Below are 18015 nucleotides of genomic sequence, written 5' to 3' on the forward strand. Positions count from 1 at the left end.
CCGATAAGACCCAGGCCTATTACGCATATGTTTTTTATATCCTTCATGATGACCTTTAGTAAATGATTGAATTTCTTTAATAGATTAACCATTATACTTTTTAAGCCAAAAAAAATAAACAACCTGGACAAATTTATATTGACAAAGCATTTTTATTCTGGTAATTTAAAGTTATTCTTAAGGCAGGAGGCAACCTCCGAGAAAAACTTGTTATTTGAACTGAAAAGTAAAAATACAGGTTAAAATTTTGGAGAGTCCCTAAGAAAAGTCTTAAGAGGTACCCCGAGGTGTTTATTAGCCTAAGGCTTCTGGCTAAGGCAAACCATAACTCGGGGTTTTTTTTATTCTTCAGTAACCAGTTCAATCATCTTCTCTATATCGCTGGTTGGAAATTTACAGTTAAAATCAGTGCAGACATAAGCGGTTGGCTTTTGTTCATAGCAAATATAGCTATGGGTAAATCCGGTCAGGTTATCCAGTTCGGTATTATCCTGCTGGCAGGGCTTAAAGATAACATTTACCTGGGGCAGGTATCTCCTATTTAACTGATTAATCATATTCTGGCTGTCATCGGCAAAGCTCTGCCCGCAAACAACAACTTCCCTGGTGCCATAATATAAGAGCAGATAAGCATAGAGCATAAACGGATGATACTGGGGGTTATTTTTTAAACTTTGAGAGAACTCTTTAATGATTTTTAAACCAAACTGTCCCAGTTCTGGTTCACTGGTAAGCTTGGACAATCTGATCATATTTAGAAGAGACACTGAATTTCCCGATGGAAGTGAAGTATCGCTGGCTTCTTTCTGCCTGTATATTAAAGCATCTTCGGTTACCGAAGTATAATAAAATCCACCGTTTTCTTCATCCCAGAACAATTCCAGCGCCTTACTGTTTAATTGTTTGGCAATTTTTAGGTATCTTAGATTAAATGTGGATTGATAAAGTTCCAGCAGGCCGTTTATAAAATAGGCATAATCATCAATGGTGGATCCGGATGATGACAGTCCCTGGTTCCAGCAATGATAAAGTCTGCCTTCTTCAATCATATTCTTGATTATAAAATCTGCTGCCTTTTTGGCGGCTTCTATATATATTGGCCGGTCCAGTACTCTGCCCCCTATGGCCATAGCTGCTATCATAAGGCCATTCCAATCAGTCAGAATCTTGGGATCAATAAATGGATGCTGCCTTTTATTTCTGGCTGCCAGCAGCTTCTGTAGACATCCTGAAATCATATCACTTAGCTGCATGGCAGGCAGTTTTAATTTTCGGGAAAGTTTATCCATATCTTCATTTATGTAAAGAATGTTTAGATCATTTTCCAGTGAAATGTTTCCCTCCGGCTGGATATTAAATACATTTACCGCCAGTTTGAAATCTTCCGGGTTCAAAGCTTCCTTTAGTTGCTGATAGGTCCATAAATAATATTTTCCTTCCTCACCCTGGCTGTCTGCATCCACAGAATCATAAAAACCACCTTCGCTACTGTAAAGGTCACTCAGCACAAAGGTAAAAATATCTTTTACGGTCTGGCTGTAAAGTTGTTTTTTTGTCACCAGATAACCATCAATATAAGCCCGGGCTAACAGGGCCTGGTCATATAACATTTTTTCAAAATGAGGTAATTTCCAGCTTCTGTCAGTCGAATACCGGTGAAAACCAAATCCAATATGATCCCATATTCCACCTTTCCTCATGTTATCCAGGGTTTGGGTAGCCATATGGATGCCGCTGGAAATTTCATTTTTATGGCTGTATCTTAGCATATAAATTATATTGGCAGCCTGTGGAAATTTAGGCTGATCACCGAATCCACCATATTCCTGATCATAAAACCTGCCCAGCTGGCTAAATCCCTGCTCAAAGATTGATTCATCCAGTTCGGCCCTGTTCTTGTACCGGGAAGCTTTCTGCAGTGATGCGGTAATTTTATCAGATGATTTTAGCACCTCTTCCCTCTTGGTATCCCATATTTCTCTTATCCTGGGCAAAAGTTTAACCATGCCCACCCGGCCGTAAGCATCATGTTTGGGTATATAGGTAGAAGCAAAGAATGGTTTGCGCTCAGGAGTCATAACAATAGTAAGGGGCCATCCTGAAGTATTAGCCAGTATCTGGGCTGTGGCCATATAGGTTTTGTCTATATCCGGTCTCTCTTCCCGGTCTACCTTTATGCAAATAAAATTATTATTAAGTAAATCTGCCACCTGCTTGTCTTCAAAACTATCTTTTTCCATCACGTGGCACCAATGGCAGGCAGAGTAACCAATAGACAAAAAAATTGGTTTATCCTCTCTTTTTGCAGTCTCAAAAGCCTCCTGGCTCCAGGGATACCAGTCCACCGGATTGGTAGCATGTTGCTGCAGATAGGGGCTTTTTTCGTTTATTAATCTATTGTATTTTCTTTCATTCATAACCCTGTTCGCCTCTAATTTTTATATTTTAACAATCTAGCATTAAAAGCAACTATTACTGTACTTATGGACATAAGCACAGCCCCAACTGCCGGGCTTAAAAGTATGCCTACCGGATACAGGACCCCCTGCGGCCAGGTTCTGGGTTTTGGATTTGCTTTGCTGGGCCTGCCTTACCCTTTTGACAATCTGTGAAAGAAATGACTCTTCCCCGGTGTTTAAAATTTTAACCTTTACCGAGTCTTCTCCGTTTATCGATCCCCCTATAACCTGGTCTCCACCACTTTTTTCTACCGGCATTGATTCGCCGGTCAGCATAGCCTCATTCACCGAGGTCTGGCCTTCAATAATTTCTCCATCAGCCGGAATCTTTTCCCCAGGTTTTATTAACACCAAATCCTCTTTTTTAAGTTCTTTTATATCTACATCTTCTACCTGGCCCTTACTGTCAATGCGATGGGTCTGGGAAGGCATAAGCCGGGCCAGCTCTTCCAATGCGCTTGAAGCCCCCATCACCGATTTCATTTCAATCCAATGGCCCAGAAGCATTATATCTACCAGAGTAGCCAGCTCCCAGAAGAATACCTTGCCTTCTACCCCCAATACCACTGCACTGCTATAGGCATAGGCCACTATAATAGCCAGGGCTATTAAAGTCATCATGCCTGGTTGTTTTGCTTTTAATTCCTTATACAGGCCTTTTAGGAAAGGCCAGCCTCCATAGAAGAATATAAAGCTGCTTAATGCCAGCAGCAGATACATGTCCCCGGTAAAAGAAAGGTATCCCTCAATATTTAAAAACTGCTGAATAAGCGGAGATAACAGCAATACCGGTACCGTAACTATAACCGATACTATAAATCTTATCCTGAAATCCCTTACCATGTGATGATGATTCTGCTTGTCTTTCATAGGCTTTTTTAAAACTATAATATTAAGTATTATAATATCTGATTATATTAATTTTGTGGAGGGTCCAGATATTAACTATCCACGACACAGAGAACTGAAAAAAGGCAAAACAGGATGTGGTGCGGTTGCCTTCTGGATGAGCAGAGACCAGAGGTCAGATGACAACTGGGCCTTGCTTTTTGCACAGGGCAGGGCAAAAGAATTAAACCGGCCCCTGATAACCTTCTTTTATTTATCAGACCAGTTTCTGAATGCGGATAAAAGCCATTTCTGGTTTATGCTGGAAGGCTTAAAGATGGTTGAAAAAAACTTAAACAGAAAAAATATACCTTTCTATCTGGTACAGGGCAAACTTGAAGATATTGCAGCCTTTTTAAACCAGAAAAATACAGCCGAACTGGTTACCGACTTTGATCCTTTAAATATAAAAAGAAAATGGAAAAAACAAATTTTAACCCGGATAAATATCCCTGTTTACGAAGTAGACACCCATAACATCGTGCCCTGCTGGATAGTTTCCGATAAGCAGGAATATGCAGCCTATACCATAAGACCAAAAATTAACCGCTTAAAAAGTAAATACCTGACTGGATTTATAAAATTGACCAGACAACAATCAATGCCCGATTCCAGCTACAGGCCTCCAAACTGGGATGATATTTATAGAAAACTGCAGATTGGCAATATCAAACCCGCTTTTAAGGCAAAACCGGGTGAAGAGGCTGCATTCAAGACCCTGGAAATTTTTCTGGAAAGCAAGTTGAACCATTACGGGCAAAAAAGAAATAATCCTAATCTGGATGCCACCTCCGGTCTCTCCCCTTATCTGCACTGGGGACAGATATCCGCCCAGAGAATTGTGCTGGAAGCATTAAAGTTTAAGCCTGACTCCAATCTAGAATCCTTTCTGGAAGAATTAATAATCAGGCGTGAACTTTCTGATAACTTCTGCTACTACAACCAGAATTATGATAAATTTGAAGGCTTTTCTTCCTGGGCAAAAAAAACATTGCTCCAGCACTGCAAAGATAAAAGGCCCTATACCTATAATCTGGAACAGCTGGAAGGTGCGCAAACCCACGACATGGTGTGGAATGCCGCCCAGAAACAAATGTTAATAACTGGAAGCATGCACGGGTACCTAAGGATGTACTGGGCCAAAAAGATACTGGAGTGGACTCCCGGTCCTCGGCAAGCTCTGGAATATGCCCTGTACCTGAATAACCGCTATCAGCTGGACGGCCGGGACCCCAATGGCTATACAGGAATTGCCTGGAGCATTGGCGGTGTACACGACCGGGCCTGGAACCAGAGAGATGTATTTGGTAAAATCAGGTATATGTCACTGGCAGGATTAAAAAGAAAATTTGATACATCGGCCTATATATCAAAAATAAAAAAAATTGAACAAAATATTTACCAGGATTCTTAAATCACACCGGATTATTGATAATATTATTGAAACAGGATTATAATTATAACTATAAATAATTTATTCCACAGGGAACATGAGAAAAGCTTATTCTAGAAACTTAATTAAATTAAGCAAGCTGATATCTCTACAAGGGAAAAAGACCCTTATAACCGGGGCAGGTTCCGGCATCGGAAGGGCTATAGCCAAAAGATTTGCAGAGGCAGGATCAGACCTATTGCTGCTGGATATAGATAAACAAAGCCTGGATAAGACCCAGGAACTGCTAAGCCATTTTGCCTGCATAAAACATAGCTATGCTATAGATCTTACCAGCAAAAAGGATATAGATGATTATTGGGAAAGCCTGGGTTCCGATCTTCCCCATATACTTGTAAATAACGCCGGAATATACCCATTTAAGGATTTCCTTGAACTGGACTCTGATTATCTTAAAAATATTATAGATATAAACCTTAACTCAGTAGTCTGGATGTGCCAGAAATTTATCCGTAATAGAATTAATACCGGGGGCATTATAATAAATATATCCTCCATAGAAGCAATTCTCCCCTTTAAGGAAAATATGACCCATTACAGCATAACCAAATCTGGAATAATAGCCCTAACCAGATCGCTGGCCAGAGACTATGGCAAGAATGGTATTAGGGCTAATGTAATACTTCCGGGAGCCATAAAAACTCCGGGTACTGATAATCTGGTTAAATTTGCCTTGAGGCGGTTTAAGTTTAAATTGATTAAAACAGGATATGATTTTCAGTCCAGACTAGCTCTGGGGCGATGGGGATACCCCGATGAAGTGGCAAAAGCATCGCTATTTTTAGCCAGCGATATGGCCAGCTACATCCAGGGAGCAATGCTGCCGGTAGACGGGGGTTTCCTCTCTTCTTAAAATCAGGTCACAATATTGTTCTTTTCAAAAATAGCAACAAATTCGGCCGCTACCTCCGGATCAAACTGGGTACCTGCACATTTCTTTATTTCGTATAATGCTTCCTTGGGGGTTAGCGCCTTCCGGTAAGGACGGTCATTGGTCATGGCATCATAGGCATCTACTACCGCAATAATTCTGGCAAGTATGGGTATCTGATCTCCTTTTAAGCCCCGGGGGTAACCGCTGCCGTCCCAGTTTTCATGGTGGCTGAGTATGGCCTCTGCTATTAAGGTTAGCTCTGGACTCTGGCTGGCTATCCTGTACCCTATCTCTGGATGTTTTTTTATTATATCCCACTCGCCAACCGATAATTTATCCGGTTTAAATATAATATTATCAGCTATGGCAATCTTGCCAATATCGTGAAGGGTAGCCAGCAAGTTGAGTTCATCCAGGTCGGATTCAGGAAGGCCTAAACGCTTGCCCATAACTCGGGATAATTTTTTCATCCTCTGCATATGTTCTTCAGTCTCAAAATCCTTCTCTTCCAGAGCTTTACCCAGGGAAGAAATCATCTGGCTGCGGGCACTTTTTGTCTCTATCAGCTTGTGTCTGTACATTTTATCTTCAGCTTCTTTTATAAGCAAACCTATGTTGCAGTCCGGGGTTTGTTTGCAGGCACACCCTAAAGATATGCTTAATGTGAGCTGTTTTTTGCTTTCATTACGGCACCTGACTTTTATTCTTTCTATTATTTTTAAAGCATCTTTTTTAATGGTATGAGGAAGTATGGCTATAAATTCATCCCCGCCCCACCGGGCCAATATATCTTCTTTTCTAAAACCATCCTTTAATATTTGTGCAATTTTGCGCAGCAGCTTATCTCCCTGATTATGTCCAAAGGTATCATTAATGAGCTTCAGCCCATTAACATCACCAATTATTATGCTAATGGGATACATCCTTTCAGTATCCAGCCTTTTTAGCTCCTCTTCAAAAAAGTAACGGTTATATAATCCGGTAAGGCTGTCATGAAAACTTAAATACTTTATTTTCTGTTCAGTCTTTTTCCGGCTGCTTATATCTCTTACTATTCCCTCATAATAGGTTTTACTGTTTTTATCCATAACAGACCATATGCTGGCTTCCACCCAGATCTTCTCTCCACCTTTTTTGGCCAGCCTGCACTCAACTGTTTTTTTGAAAGGCTGTAAAGACTTTTTCATTTCCTGGGCAATATCTATTAGCGGCAGTTCCTGCTTGCGGCTGCAGTTAAAAATTTTCAGCATGGACCCGTTCACTTCTATATAGTTGCCATCCATGTCTAAACGAAAAATTCCATCCAGAGAATTCTTAAAAATAGACCTGTACCTCTCTTCAGCCAGGCGTTGTTCTGTAACATCATTAAATATAAGTATCTTTCCTATTATTTTCTTATTCATATCCATAAAAGGGTTTATGGTCAGGCTAAAGATATTGGGAAGACCACTCAGGGTAAGGTTGTCTATTATTTCAAAGCCGCTGGAAAGCTTGCTTTTTATACCGTTCCAACTGGGCCATATATTATCCAGTTCTTCGCCTATCAGATTGTTTTTATCGAAATATCTTAAAACTGGCTGATTGGCATATACAACCCTGTCATTCTTATCCACTGCCAGTACCATATCCTGGTTATTTTCAATTTCCGGTTCCACGCTAATAGGAATAAAATCACCTATTTTTAACCTCATAAACCCATACAGCAAGGCTGAACTACCCAGAGTTAGTCCCATAGGGGCAAGCTTTAGCTTAAACAGAAAATCAAAAGCAAAAACATCTAAAACAGTAAACAGGATAGGTATAGAAATAGTAATTATAAGCACAATGGCATGACTTCTAAACACTTTTTGTCTGCTGGCAAGAAGCCTTGCCAGCATTATTAAGGCAGTAATGGTTAAACTATAACAATAGGTAATCCATAACCAGAACCAGGGTCCATAACTTTCATTTATATAAGAAAGTATTCCGCTGGTTTCAAAAGTTATACTTTCCCAGATCAGCCCGTGATACTGATTGGTAAACACCAGGGCCATAGTGGCTGCTGGGATGAGGCTAAACAATGCTATCTTTTTCAGGTTAACCCATTTGGAATAACCGGTATAATAAAGTACCAGAAAAAAAAGAGCAACAGGAATAGAAGTTACCCCCAGGTATTTTATTTTACTCCAAAAAAGCTTGGTGCCCTCTGCCAGACTGAGAAGTTCAAAATAATAACTGAGCACCCATATAAAACTGCCCCCAAAAAGGGCTATTCCAAATTTATAACCATAAATGTTCCTAAACCTCCCCAGAAAGAAAATCCCTGTAAGAGGAATTATCAATCCCAGCACCAGAGCAGATATATAGGGTATAACTTCTAAGTCCATTTACTATAATTATAAATATATTAATTTATATTATAATTATAATTAAATATATAAATAATTCAATAATATATTTTATAAATTTATGAATATATAAAATAATATGGCTCTTTTTAAAAATATTGTTGATTTCTACACCGCCTTTACAGAGCATGCCCTAAGCAACAGGGCCCTTCCTGCTGTTTCTAGTGTCTTATCTTTTGCCACAGTATCAACAAACTCGAACCAGTGTAGGTAATTGCTCAAATACTTGGTTGCCACACCTTTAAATCTGTATATCCAATTCTTTAGCCTGCTGTGGTAGGAGTTAACGTTCTGTATGTGATATATCCCCTTAAGCGTCCTTCTGCCTTTTTGTAGATCAAGGTTTATATAACCAATCCCATTATCCTTGGCAAAGCGGCCAAAACTGGGGTGCCTGTCTGTTAGAAGAACTGATTTTCCAGAAAGTCTGCCACCTAAAAGTTTGCCGATCTCGTCTGCGGAAGGACGACCAAAAGTGGCAATATCTGACAGGGTGTGACTGTCTCTATCCCTGGCCACGATTACGCATACCTGGTCTCTGCTTATACCTCGCTTCTTGGATTTTCCACCCCTTTTTCTGGGTTTTCTTCCAATGTTTTTGCTGCCTTTCTGGGAATGAAGGAAAAAGGTATCATCCGCCTCTACAATCCCGGAAAGGCTGTCATCTTCAATGTTCTTTAATATAGAAAGCACCTTGTGCCTCCAGTTAAAGGCAGTAGGGATTGAGATCTTTGCCTTCTTGGCAGTCTCTTCCAGTGTGGCCCCGGAAAGCATAAGCTTTGCTGCATGTACAAATTTTTCCTTCTCATGGATATAGTGAAGGGCGGTAGAGGTAAGATCGGTAAATGTCTTTGTGCAGCTTCTGCACAGGTATCTTTTCCTGCCTCTGTAATTGCCATACCTTACCACTCTGTCACTTGAGCAGTGGGGACAGTGATATCCACTGCTAAATCTCCTGTCTCTTATCTCAGCCACCATATCTGTCAGGGTTTTACCGGAAACTTCCACATCCTTTAGATAGGATATGATTTCTGATTTCTCCTCTGAAGATAGCTTTGAGAGAAGTAAATACAGTTGTTTTTTTAAGTCTTCTGTCAATTTATTTCCTTTCGAACATACTTGATTTAAGGATATATTAGCAAACGTATGTTCGTATATCAACAATATTCTTGAAAAGAGCCAATAATATTTAAATTTACTATTTATAATAGCTGAAAATAAACCTTTAATTTATAAATAACTAAAAATATGGTGTAAAGATTGATGGAACACAGCTGATCCCAGGTTTAAACCTAAGCTTAAAATAACTTCTACTGCATACTCAGCACTATCCTGTAAATTATAAAGGTTATTATAGCCACCAGTATAAGGGCAAATATTACTATGCAGCCTGTATTCTTTAACATTGGGCCCCAGACATCCTGGCCGCCAGGATACTTATTGGGGATATTATCTTTTTCAGGTTCAAAATCTTCATTCAAGGTAATGCTGCAATAAGGACACAGGTTATAATCATCTTTTATGGGCATATGGCAATCCGGACAGAGTTCCTTACCCAGCTTTTTGAAAAATTCAAGCTTGGCATCTATTTCTTTCTGGCTTAGTCCGAAATTATTCTTTATTTTATTCAGCAGATTTTCCTCTTTTTCGGTAATCTGTCCTTCGTTGGCAAACTGGGTGTAAGTTTTAGCATAGAGTTCGAGGATATTTTCTTTGTCAAATTTCTTTAAAATATCAATCTCTTCGGGGGTAAGATCCTTATATACAATTATGTCATCCTCAATTTTATCAAACCTTTTGTCCAGCATATCATCGCATTGGTCACAATAAGGTGAATCTGTGTCCGGCGGCAGTTCTTTGCCGCATTGCTTGCATTTATCAACCATGATAACTCCAATCCAAATAAGAAATTATTTAAACTTATAAAATAAAATAGTACAACAACTACCGATTCTAAAATATACCATTAATATTATGCAATATCAATTTGGTGGCACTTTTATCCAGCGGCTGGTTATCATTGCCGCATTTGGGTGAAAATACACAGGCAGGGCAGCCATTTTCACAGGGACAGTCCTTTACCAGCTCATAGGATACATTGACCAGTTTTCCAAACAGATCAAATGCTTTTTCAGAAAGACCTATTCCTCCCTGATATGAATCATAAATAAATATAGTCGGTTTTCCGTTTGCAGGATAATAAGGAAAAGAGACTCCCCCTATATCCCAGCGGTCACACATCACCAGAAGAGGCATCATGGCTATCATGCAATGTTCCATTCCATGCAGTCCCCCATTAAAATCAAGGCCTTCTCTTTTAACCTTATCTTCTATATATCCGGGTATGGTAAACCACAGGCCATAGGTATCAAATTCGATGGGGGGCAGTTTTAATTCATTGGTGCCTATAGTACGGTCATTTTTTATAATTTTATAAGCATAATAGTTTTCTTTTACCATTATCCGGCCATAAAAAGTCATGGTATCATTATCCGGCTGCTTAAGGGTTTCCTCTATCCTTATATCGGTATTTTTTAAGGGTTGCGTATAATAATCAACCGGGCGCCTCTCTACCTCTATGACCTGTCGGTCAAGGTTGAAATCTTTAACTATAAAGGTTTTCCCCTGATGAACCATAACTGCACCCTGGTATGCTTCCCGGTAGGCCTGCTGCTGGCTTACCGTCTCCATCACTTCTCCCCCATTCACTATGGTATAGGTAGTCTGGCCAAAGTTCTCAAGATCTACAATATGGCTGGGCGAACCGTTTCCACAGTATATCCAGCCATGGGCTGTATCTTTTAGTAATCCGCTGTGTTTAAAATCAGGTAAATATTTATTCCAATGGACCTCAAAATATTTAGTGTCTCTATCTTCTTTAAGCGGCAGCTCTGCGGAAGCGCATAGAAGCTGACCTGTATTTATATAGGTGTTATCTACATCAATAATGGCATTTTCGGGAGAACTTTTAAAAATATAGTGAGGGTGATTTACCAGATACTGGTCCAGCGGATTCTGGAAAGCAACCATTATTACTATGGAAGGATTGGTTTTTCTGCCTGCCCTGCCTGCCTGTTGCCTGGTAGATATAATAGTTCCTGGAAAACCAGAAATTATTACCGAGTCCAGGTTGCCAATGTCTATGCCCAGCTCCAGGGCATTAGTAGATACAATACCCTTAAGCCTGCCTTCTTTTATGGCTGCTTCAATGTTTCTTCTCTGCTGGGGCAAATACCCTGCCTTGTAACTGCTTATACTGGAGCCAAGCTTGCTGCCCTGTTCATCTAATTTGTCTTTGGTCCACTTGGCAATAAGTTCTGCCATCTTTCTGGAAGTGGTAAAGCAAAGGGTCTGGATACCCCGCTTAACCATATATATAAGTAAATCCACTGTCTCCTGATGGGTAGACATAATGCTGCGGTCCTGGAGGAAAGGATTATAGAGCAAGAAATATTTATCCCCCCGGGGAGAACCGTCTTCCCGGATTATTTCAAATTTTAAGCCGGTGAGCTTTTCACCAAATTCCACAGGATTGGCCAGAGTAGCAGTAGAAAGTATAAACTGTGGGCTGGCTCCGTAGTAATCCATTATCCTTCGCAGTCTTCTTATCAACATGGCTATATTGGAGCCAAATACTCCCCGGTACTGATGGGCTTCATCAATAACTATAAATTTGATATTTCTAAAAAAACTCTCCCATTTCCAGTGCCAGGCCAGCGAATGGTGGAGCTGGTAGGGGTTAGTAATTACCACCCTGGATCTGGACCTGATCCTGGATCGTCTGGCTCTGGGGGTATCTCCATCATAAATATCAGAATAAAAGTTAAGGCCCATTGCCTCTTCCATATCCCTGATTTTTTTTAACTGATCATTGGCCAGAGCCTTGGTAGGATAGATATAAAGGGCAGTAGACTGCCGGTCCTTTATAAGCATATTAAAAACAGGGAGATTAAAAGCCAGTGTTTTGCCCGATGCAGTGGGGGTGGTTATAATTAAATTATGCCCCTTATTTATTTTCTCCATTGCCTTACACTGATGGCGGTACAGCCTGATATGATGATCTGACAGGTATGACTTAATCATATCAGCAAAGTTTTTGGTATCTCCATATACCGGATTCTTCTGGCCCAGCAGTTCCACATGAACTATTTTTGAACCAAACCGGGCAGATAATTTTAAATGTTTTATGATGTCTGGAATTTTTTCCATTGTTTATGCAATAATGAGAAAAGTTTGGCTAAAGAAACTAAGTCCTGGCGATTGTGATTTATGACTGGAACCAGTGTGTCCACATTACCATTGTCCAGATACTGCTGGTAAAATTGAGGCACCATATAGCCGGGTAAATCCTGATGTCTCTGGATACCCAGCAAATTTTCTTCCAGTGAAGACAGCCTGAAGCTGTCAAATTGATCTTTCCAGAAAAATCTGCAAAACTGCAAAATATCCAGGTGTATTTTATCTAAATCGTGCACCAGACTGTAATAATAAAGTCTTTGCCTTATAAACGGTACATCAAACATCCTGCCGTTAAAGGAAACCAGTACCGTATTTTTAGACAGATTATGGTTTAACAGATAAAGTACTGCTGCTTCTTCTTCATAACTTCTGGCCAGGTATTGCTTTACCCTTATTGATCCGTTTACTATCCTGGCAACCCCTATAAGTATAACCGGCATATTATAAAGACCCATAGTCTCAATATCCAGCAGAAGAAAGTTTTTCTGGTCACAAAAAGAAGAAACCAGAAGTTGATGGGGATGGGAGCAGGGACACCATCTGGAAATCCATTTGGTTAATTGCTTAGGCTGATTCTGTTCAAGATAAACCAGAAATTGTCTAGCCTGCTGGCCGTAACCAGGATGTGAGACCAGATCCCTTATGGACCTATAACCTTCATCTCTTAGTTTTTGCTCGGTAATCGAACCGATTCCATATATAAGTTTTAGATCTGATAATAATATCTCCTGAGCCTGGCCGGGATCAAGGCAATTTAAGGAAAAGTCTTCACGGGTAGATATTAATAAACAATTCCCCTTTCTGGTCCTGATCTGGCTGCCCCCGAATATATCAGTCAAATTTTTACCACTATACTGGGGAGCAAGAGACTCTGTCCAATACTTTAAGTTCCGGGAATTATCCTCTTTTCCCATATTGGCTGCCGCATTTTTCAAGCGGTCCATATGTCTGGCCCTTCCACTTATCAGTTGACCGCATTCAGGGCAATAATTTTTGCTTATATCTATTTTAATGCCGCACTTTGAGCAATACATATCAGTTTTTCCCCTAAAATATGGCAAATTGGCCAGATTAAAAAAACAGATTACCAGTGGCCAGGTCCTGGCAGTATTATAGCATAATCAGGCAGCTTAATTATGAAGATTACATTAATTTATAAGAATACTTTAACTATAATATTGCCTTAACTCTTGCGGTTATAGCATCTGCAGAAATCTCTTCAAAGTCCAGAAGCTCCTGTGGTGAACCGCTTCTGGGCATCTTTCTAACTGCCATTATGTGTACAGAAACATTGTCTCTGGAAAGCAAGCTGCAAACTGCTTCTCCCAGTCCCCCTTGGGCATAATGATCCTCTACGGTAACTATGGCTTCAGTTTCTCTCTGTGCTTTAAGCAAAGCTAAATAATCAAGAGGCTTTATACTGTAGAGATCAATTATTCTGACAGCAATACCCTCTTTTTTCAGATTGTAATACGCTTTTAAGGCCTGGTGCACGGTAATTCCTGCCGCACAGATGGTAACCACATCTTTTGGACTACTTTTTAGCGTACTACTTCCCCCGATTTTAAATTCATCTTGGCTTTTATAGAGTATGGGGGTATCCATCCGGGTGGTTCTAATATAGACATTACCCTGGTGCAAGGCTGCCTGTTCTACCAGCTTAATAGTGGATACAGCATCAGCAGGATAGAGTATTACCGAGTCCAGGTTGGTCCTAAACATTGCTAAATCTTCCAGCCCCATCTGGGAGGGGCCGTCCTCCCCTATGGAAACCCCGGCATGTGAACCCACAAACTTTATATTTGAATTAGAGTACTGGCTCATTCTTATCTGATCAAAGGCCCGGCTGTGGAAAGCTGCGAAGGAAGACATAAAAGGAATTTTTCCTCTCAAACTCAAGCCTAGAGCTACCCCGGTCATATTCTGTTCAGCAATAAACATCTCAAAATAGTTATTGGGATAATTGTTTCTGAATACTTCTGAATAGGTAGAATTGCTGACCTCCCCATCCAGAGCTACAATATGGGGAAATTTGGGAAATATATTAACCAGGCCCATCCCATACGCTTTCCTGGTAGCCATCTTGTTTTTAGATACAGTAAGTATTTTATCTTCTGCCGGACTGCATTTATGGGGTTTTAAGTTTTCAGGTTCAGCCAGCTTTGCCCTCAGACCATATTCAATTTCTCCCAGTTCAGACAGTGCTTTTTTTTCTTCTTTTTCAGTTAATGCCTTTCCGTGCCAGCCCTGCCTGTCCTCCAGAAAACTAACTCCCTTGCCCTTTACGGTATCGGCTATAATCATTACCGGTTTATCTTTTGAGTCCATAGCAGCGTTAAAAGCGGAAAGGTTCTCCGTTATATTATGACCTTCTACCTCTATGGTTTGCCACCCAAAAGATGAAAGCATTTCTGCATACCTCTGGGTATTATGGCCATACATGGTCCATCCGCTCTGCCCCAATCCATTTACATCAATAATGCCAACCAGATTATCTAATTTATAGTGACTGGCCAGCTGCACTGCCTCCCATATGCTTCCTTCTGACATTTCACTGTCCCCTAAAAGGACATAGGTCCTGTATGGAAGCATATCCAGATATTTGGCATTCAAGGCCATGCCTACACCTATACTTAAACCCTGGCCCAATGAACCGGTAGCCGCTTCTCCGTATTTGAAATTTTTGGTAGGGTGGCCTTCCAGGTTACTGCCAAACCGGCGGAGCTGCCATAACTCTTCTTCATCAACAGCTCCGGCTATCGTCCACAATGCATAAAGCAGCGGACTGGCATGACCTTTGGAAAATATTAACCGGTCATTATTGGCAAATAAAGGGTAGTCAACCTTGTATTTAAACCACCCGCCGAACATCAAAGAAGCCATGGTTTCTACCGCTGAAAGTGATGATGTAGGATGGCCTGAACCGGCAATAGTGGTAGATTTTATTATATAGTACCTTAACAGTTTACAAATTCTGGTTAATTTATCTATGTCATTCATCATTCCTCCTCCTTATTGCTGGATGACCTCCAAACCTGTTTCTTAATGCAGACAGTATCTTTTTGGTAAAATTGAAACCGTCGGTTTTATCTTTTCTAAAATTTAATGCACTTTCAATTGAAGGTATTTTAATTTTTTTTACCCGGGCATACTCTACTGCCCACTGGCCTTCACCGGAATGTCCCACCCTGCTGCTTACATTTTCCAAATCATTTCCGAACTTTTGGAAAGCATCCTGCAGCCAGGCAACCAGCCTGGATTTTATTACGCTGTCATGGTTGTAAAGGTCTGCTATCTGTTTCAGGTCAAAATCAAATTCTGATTCAGAAAGAAGGTTAAAACCTTCGGCCAGTGACTGCATCATCCCGTATTCAATACCATTATGTATCATCTTGGCAAAATGGCCCGCTCCAGGCTTTCCAACATGTCTGCAGGCCTGAAAACCGGCCAGAGTATTTAACAGCTGTTTCTGGTCCTGAAAAGTCCGGGCAGCAGCACCTGCCATAAGGCAGGCCCCGTTTCTGGCTCCGGAAGGCCCCCCGCTGACTCCAACATCTATGAAGTTTATGCCTTTCCGGCTCAGAAAATCATAATTTTTTTGAGAATTCTTCCACCATGAATTGCCGCCATCAATAATGGTGCTGCCTTTTTCTAAAAAATTGGATAATTCGCTGATCATGCCACCGGTTTCATTATGGGGAAGCATTAACCATAAAACTGCAGGCTGCCTTAATCTGGTTATCATCTCCTCCAAAGAACGGGAATTGATTGCTCCGCAGGCTTCCAGCTCTATGCCGGGTTTTAAGTCCTGGTCAAAAACCACTACCCTGTAATTGTTTTCTAAAAGTCTTAAAACCATATTATAGCCCATTTTTCCCAGCCCTATAAAGCCCAGCTCTTTCATGGCCCGCCTTCAAGTATATGGTTATATATGGCCTTGCCTACCCCGGCCTCATTGTTACTCCCGGTAATAATATCCGCAGTATCGGTTAGCTGCTGATGAGCATTTTTTACCGCAATCTTTAATCCTGCGGTATCAAACATACTTAAATCATTTAAATTATCACCAAAAACCGCAACCTCTTCCTGCCTCAGGTCTAAATGTTTAATTATTTCCTTCAATGCCCTACCCTTGGATGCTCTGGCCGGCAGGATGTTTACATAGGTTTTCCAGGGTCTGGTAATCATAACCCCACCATTGGAAAACTTTTCTACCAGTTTATTTCCAAATTCCTCCTGCTGGTGTAGAACACTTATAGCTATTGCATTATTCTTGAAATTATCACTGTCAAGATTGGAAGTCTGCTGCAGGTTTTCGCCGGTTTGCTTTATATAATCTACTACCGGAGTAAACTGATCATAATACATAATATTATCCTGCAGAGAGACCAGAGGGCTGTACCCATTGGATTTAATATAGTCTATAATCTCTGAAAAAAGATCCGGATTTAATTTTATAGCTCTATGTACTTTCAGGTTTAAGTCAATCAGTGTTGCTCCCCCTGCTGTTATCTGGGGCATGGTAAGACCCAGGGGTTTAATTATTGGAATCAGGGAGTAGATAAGTTTACCGGTAGCCAGTACGATTCTTATACCTTCCCTTTTGCAGTCCTGCAGAGCCCGCATATTAAGTTCAGGTATCTGGTATTTTTTGTCGATCAGGGTTCCATCAACATCGGAAACAATAAGTTTTATCATGTTTATGCCTCCAGATATAACCATAGCAGTTTACATTTGTTTTTTCCAACAGGTACTTTTTATTTTTATTTTATCTGATAATATTAAAATAATATAAAGAGGCATAAAAAAGTATGTCAAAAATTGCTGTAGTCACCGACAGTTCATCAGATATACCCCAAAAGATTGCCCACGATCTGGGAATAAGCATAATACCCATGTACATAAATATTGAAGGCAAATCCTATAAAGAAGGCCGGGAGATAAATAATGAACAGGTATATAAAGCATTAGCAGACGGTTATATGGTACGTACCTCCGGACCTTCAGCAGCTGATTTTATGGAGGTATTCACCCGGTTATTTGATGAGAAAATAGAAAAAATCTATACTATCTGCCTCAGCTCCAAACTCTCCGGCACGCTTAACTCAGCCTTACTTGCCCAGCGAAATTTTAAGAAGGGGCTGATAAAAATAATAGATTCCAGAAATACAACCATAAGCATGGGCCTTCTGGTAACCGAAACCGCAAGACTGGCTAAATTAGACTTAGCTGAAGATGAATTGGAATCAAAGATTGCTTACCTGATTGAAGAGACCAGTTTTTATGCCGCCATAGAGAATTTTAAATACGTATTTAGAAGTGGGAGAACCCCTTTTTTAGGAAAATTTCTAAGCAAGGCCCTGATCTTTAAACCGGTAGTATCGATAAACAGTAATGGCAAAATCTATTTAAAAAGTTTTTCAAAAAGCAAGCAAAAAGCTATCCTTAAGCTATACAAACAGACCATTACCAGCATAGACACCCGGCGGGCATGGCGCATAGGAATTTTTTATGGCGACCGGATTCAACCAGCCCTGGACCTAAAACAGCGTTTTGAAGAAAATAATAAGGGTAATATCAGGGAAATAATATTATCCGAAGTTACCACGGTTATAAGCGCCCATACCGGCCCGGGAATATGGGGCGTAGCTTATAGCCCTATTCTGAATTACTGAATTAAGTAAAATATTCTACTCTATTTAAGCCCTTAATTTA

At 40.4% G+C, this 18015-nt stretch carries 13 protein-coding genes; 3 read left to right on the forward strand and 10 right to left on the reverse strand.

The genetic code is table 11. The annotated features are described in order from the left end of the window. Positions 1-341: 341 nt before the first annotated feature. Together K9H14_05335 and K9H14_05340 are read right to left on the reverse strand one after the other, a co-directional pair. Entirely contained in the window at positions 342-2417 is a 2076-nt protein-coding gene (locus tag K9H14_05335) for a thioredoxin domain-containing protein (GenBank protein MCG9479616.1), read from the reverse strand. Positions 2418-2459: 42 nt separating this feature from the next. Continuing rightward, positions 2460-3329 carry a hypothetical protein gene (locus tag K9H14_05340; GenBank protein MCG9479617.1) on the reverse strand — a complete coding sequence of 290 codons (870 nt, stop codon included), beginning with the start codon at positions 3327-3329 and terminating at the stop codon, positions 2460-2462. Between the two features lie 70 nt (positions 3330-3399). Between K9H14_05340 and phrB the strand changes: the two genes are divergently transcribed. Continuing rightward, positions 3400-4761 carry a deoxyribodipyrimidine photo-lyase gene (phrB, locus tag K9H14_05345; protein MCG9479618.1) on the forward strand — a complete coding sequence of 454 codons (1362 nt, stop codon included), beginning with the start codon at positions 3400-3402 and terminating at the stop codon, positions 4759-4761. A gap of 76 nt (positions 4762-4837) precedes the next feature. Beyond that, on the forward strand, positions 4838-5653 hold the full coding sequence (locus tag K9H14_05350; protein MCG9479619.1) for an SDR family oxidoreductase: 816 nt from the start codon (positions 4838-4840) through the stop codon (positions 5651-5653). Between the two features lie 2 nt (positions 5654-5655). On the opposite strand, the gene K9H14_05355 is transcribed toward K9H14_05350, so the two are convergent. The 8 genes from K9H14_05355 to K9H14_05390 form a co-directional block, all read right to left on the reverse strand. Further along, a complete protein-coding gene (locus tag K9H14_05355; protein MCG9479620.1) occupies positions 5656-8040 on the reverse strand; it encodes a diguanylate cyclase in 2385 nt (794 codons plus the stop codon). A gap of 129 nt (positions 8041-8169) precedes the next feature. Continuing rightward, complete coding sequence (locus K9H14_05360) at positions 8170-9159, reverse strand: IS1595 family transposase (protein MCG9479621.1); 990 nt, start codon at positions 9157-9159, stop codon at positions 8170-8172. A 212-nt stretch (positions 9160-9371) separates the two neighbouring features. Next, positions 9372-9947, reverse strand: coding sequence for a hypothetical protein (locus tag K9H14_05365; protein MCG9479622.1), 576 nt, complete (start codon positions 9945-9947; stop codon positions 9372-9374). Positions 9948-10014: 67 nt separating this feature from the next. Beyond that, entirely contained in the window at positions 10015-12270 is a 2256-nt protein-coding gene (locus K9H14_05370; protein MCG9479623.1) for a DEAD/DEAH box helicase, read from the reverse strand. Continuing rightward, positions 12246-13334, reverse strand: a complete 1089-nt coding sequence (locus K9H14_05375) for a ribonuclease H-like domain-containing protein (GenBank protein ID MCG9479624.1) — start codon at positions 13332-13334, stop codon at positions 12246-12248. The genes K9H14_05370 and K9H14_05375 overlap by 25 nt, the downstream gene beginning before the upstream one ends. A gap of 136 nt (positions 13335-13470) precedes the next feature. Then, complete coding sequence (locus tag K9H14_05380) at positions 13471-15303, reverse strand: transketolase (GenBank protein MCG9479625.1); 1833 nt, start codon at positions 15301-15303, stop codon at positions 13471-13473. Then, positions 15293-16204, reverse strand: a complete 912-nt coding sequence (gene gnd, locus K9H14_05385) for a decarboxylating 6-phosphogluconate dehydrogenase (GenBank protein MCG9479626.1) — start codon at positions 16202-16204, stop codon at positions 15293-15295. The genes K9H14_05380 and gnd overlap by 11 nt, the downstream gene beginning before the upstream one ends. Further along, positions 16201-16998 carry a Cof-type HAD-IIB family hydrolase gene (locus tag K9H14_05390; GenBank protein MCG9479627.1) on the reverse strand — a complete coding sequence of 266 codons (798 nt, stop codon included), beginning with the start codon at positions 16996-16998 and terminating at the stop codon, positions 16201-16203. The genes gnd and K9H14_05390 overlap by 4 nt, the downstream gene beginning before the upstream one ends. A gap of 113 nt (positions 16999-17111) precedes the next feature. Here K9H14_05390 and K9H14_05395 point away from each other — a divergent pair, with 113 nt between their 5' ends. Then, entirely contained in the window at positions 17112-17975 is an 864-nt protein-coding gene (locus tag K9H14_05395; GenBank protein ID MCG9479628.1) for a DegV family protein, read from the forward strand. The last annotated feature ends 40 nt before the right edge of the window (positions 17976-18015 follow it).

The organism is Actinomycetes bacterium (assembly GCA_022396035.1).
In the GTDB taxonomy this organism is placed as follows: Bacteria; Actinomycetota; Humimicrobiia; order Humimicrobiales; family Humimicrobiaceae; genus Halolacustris.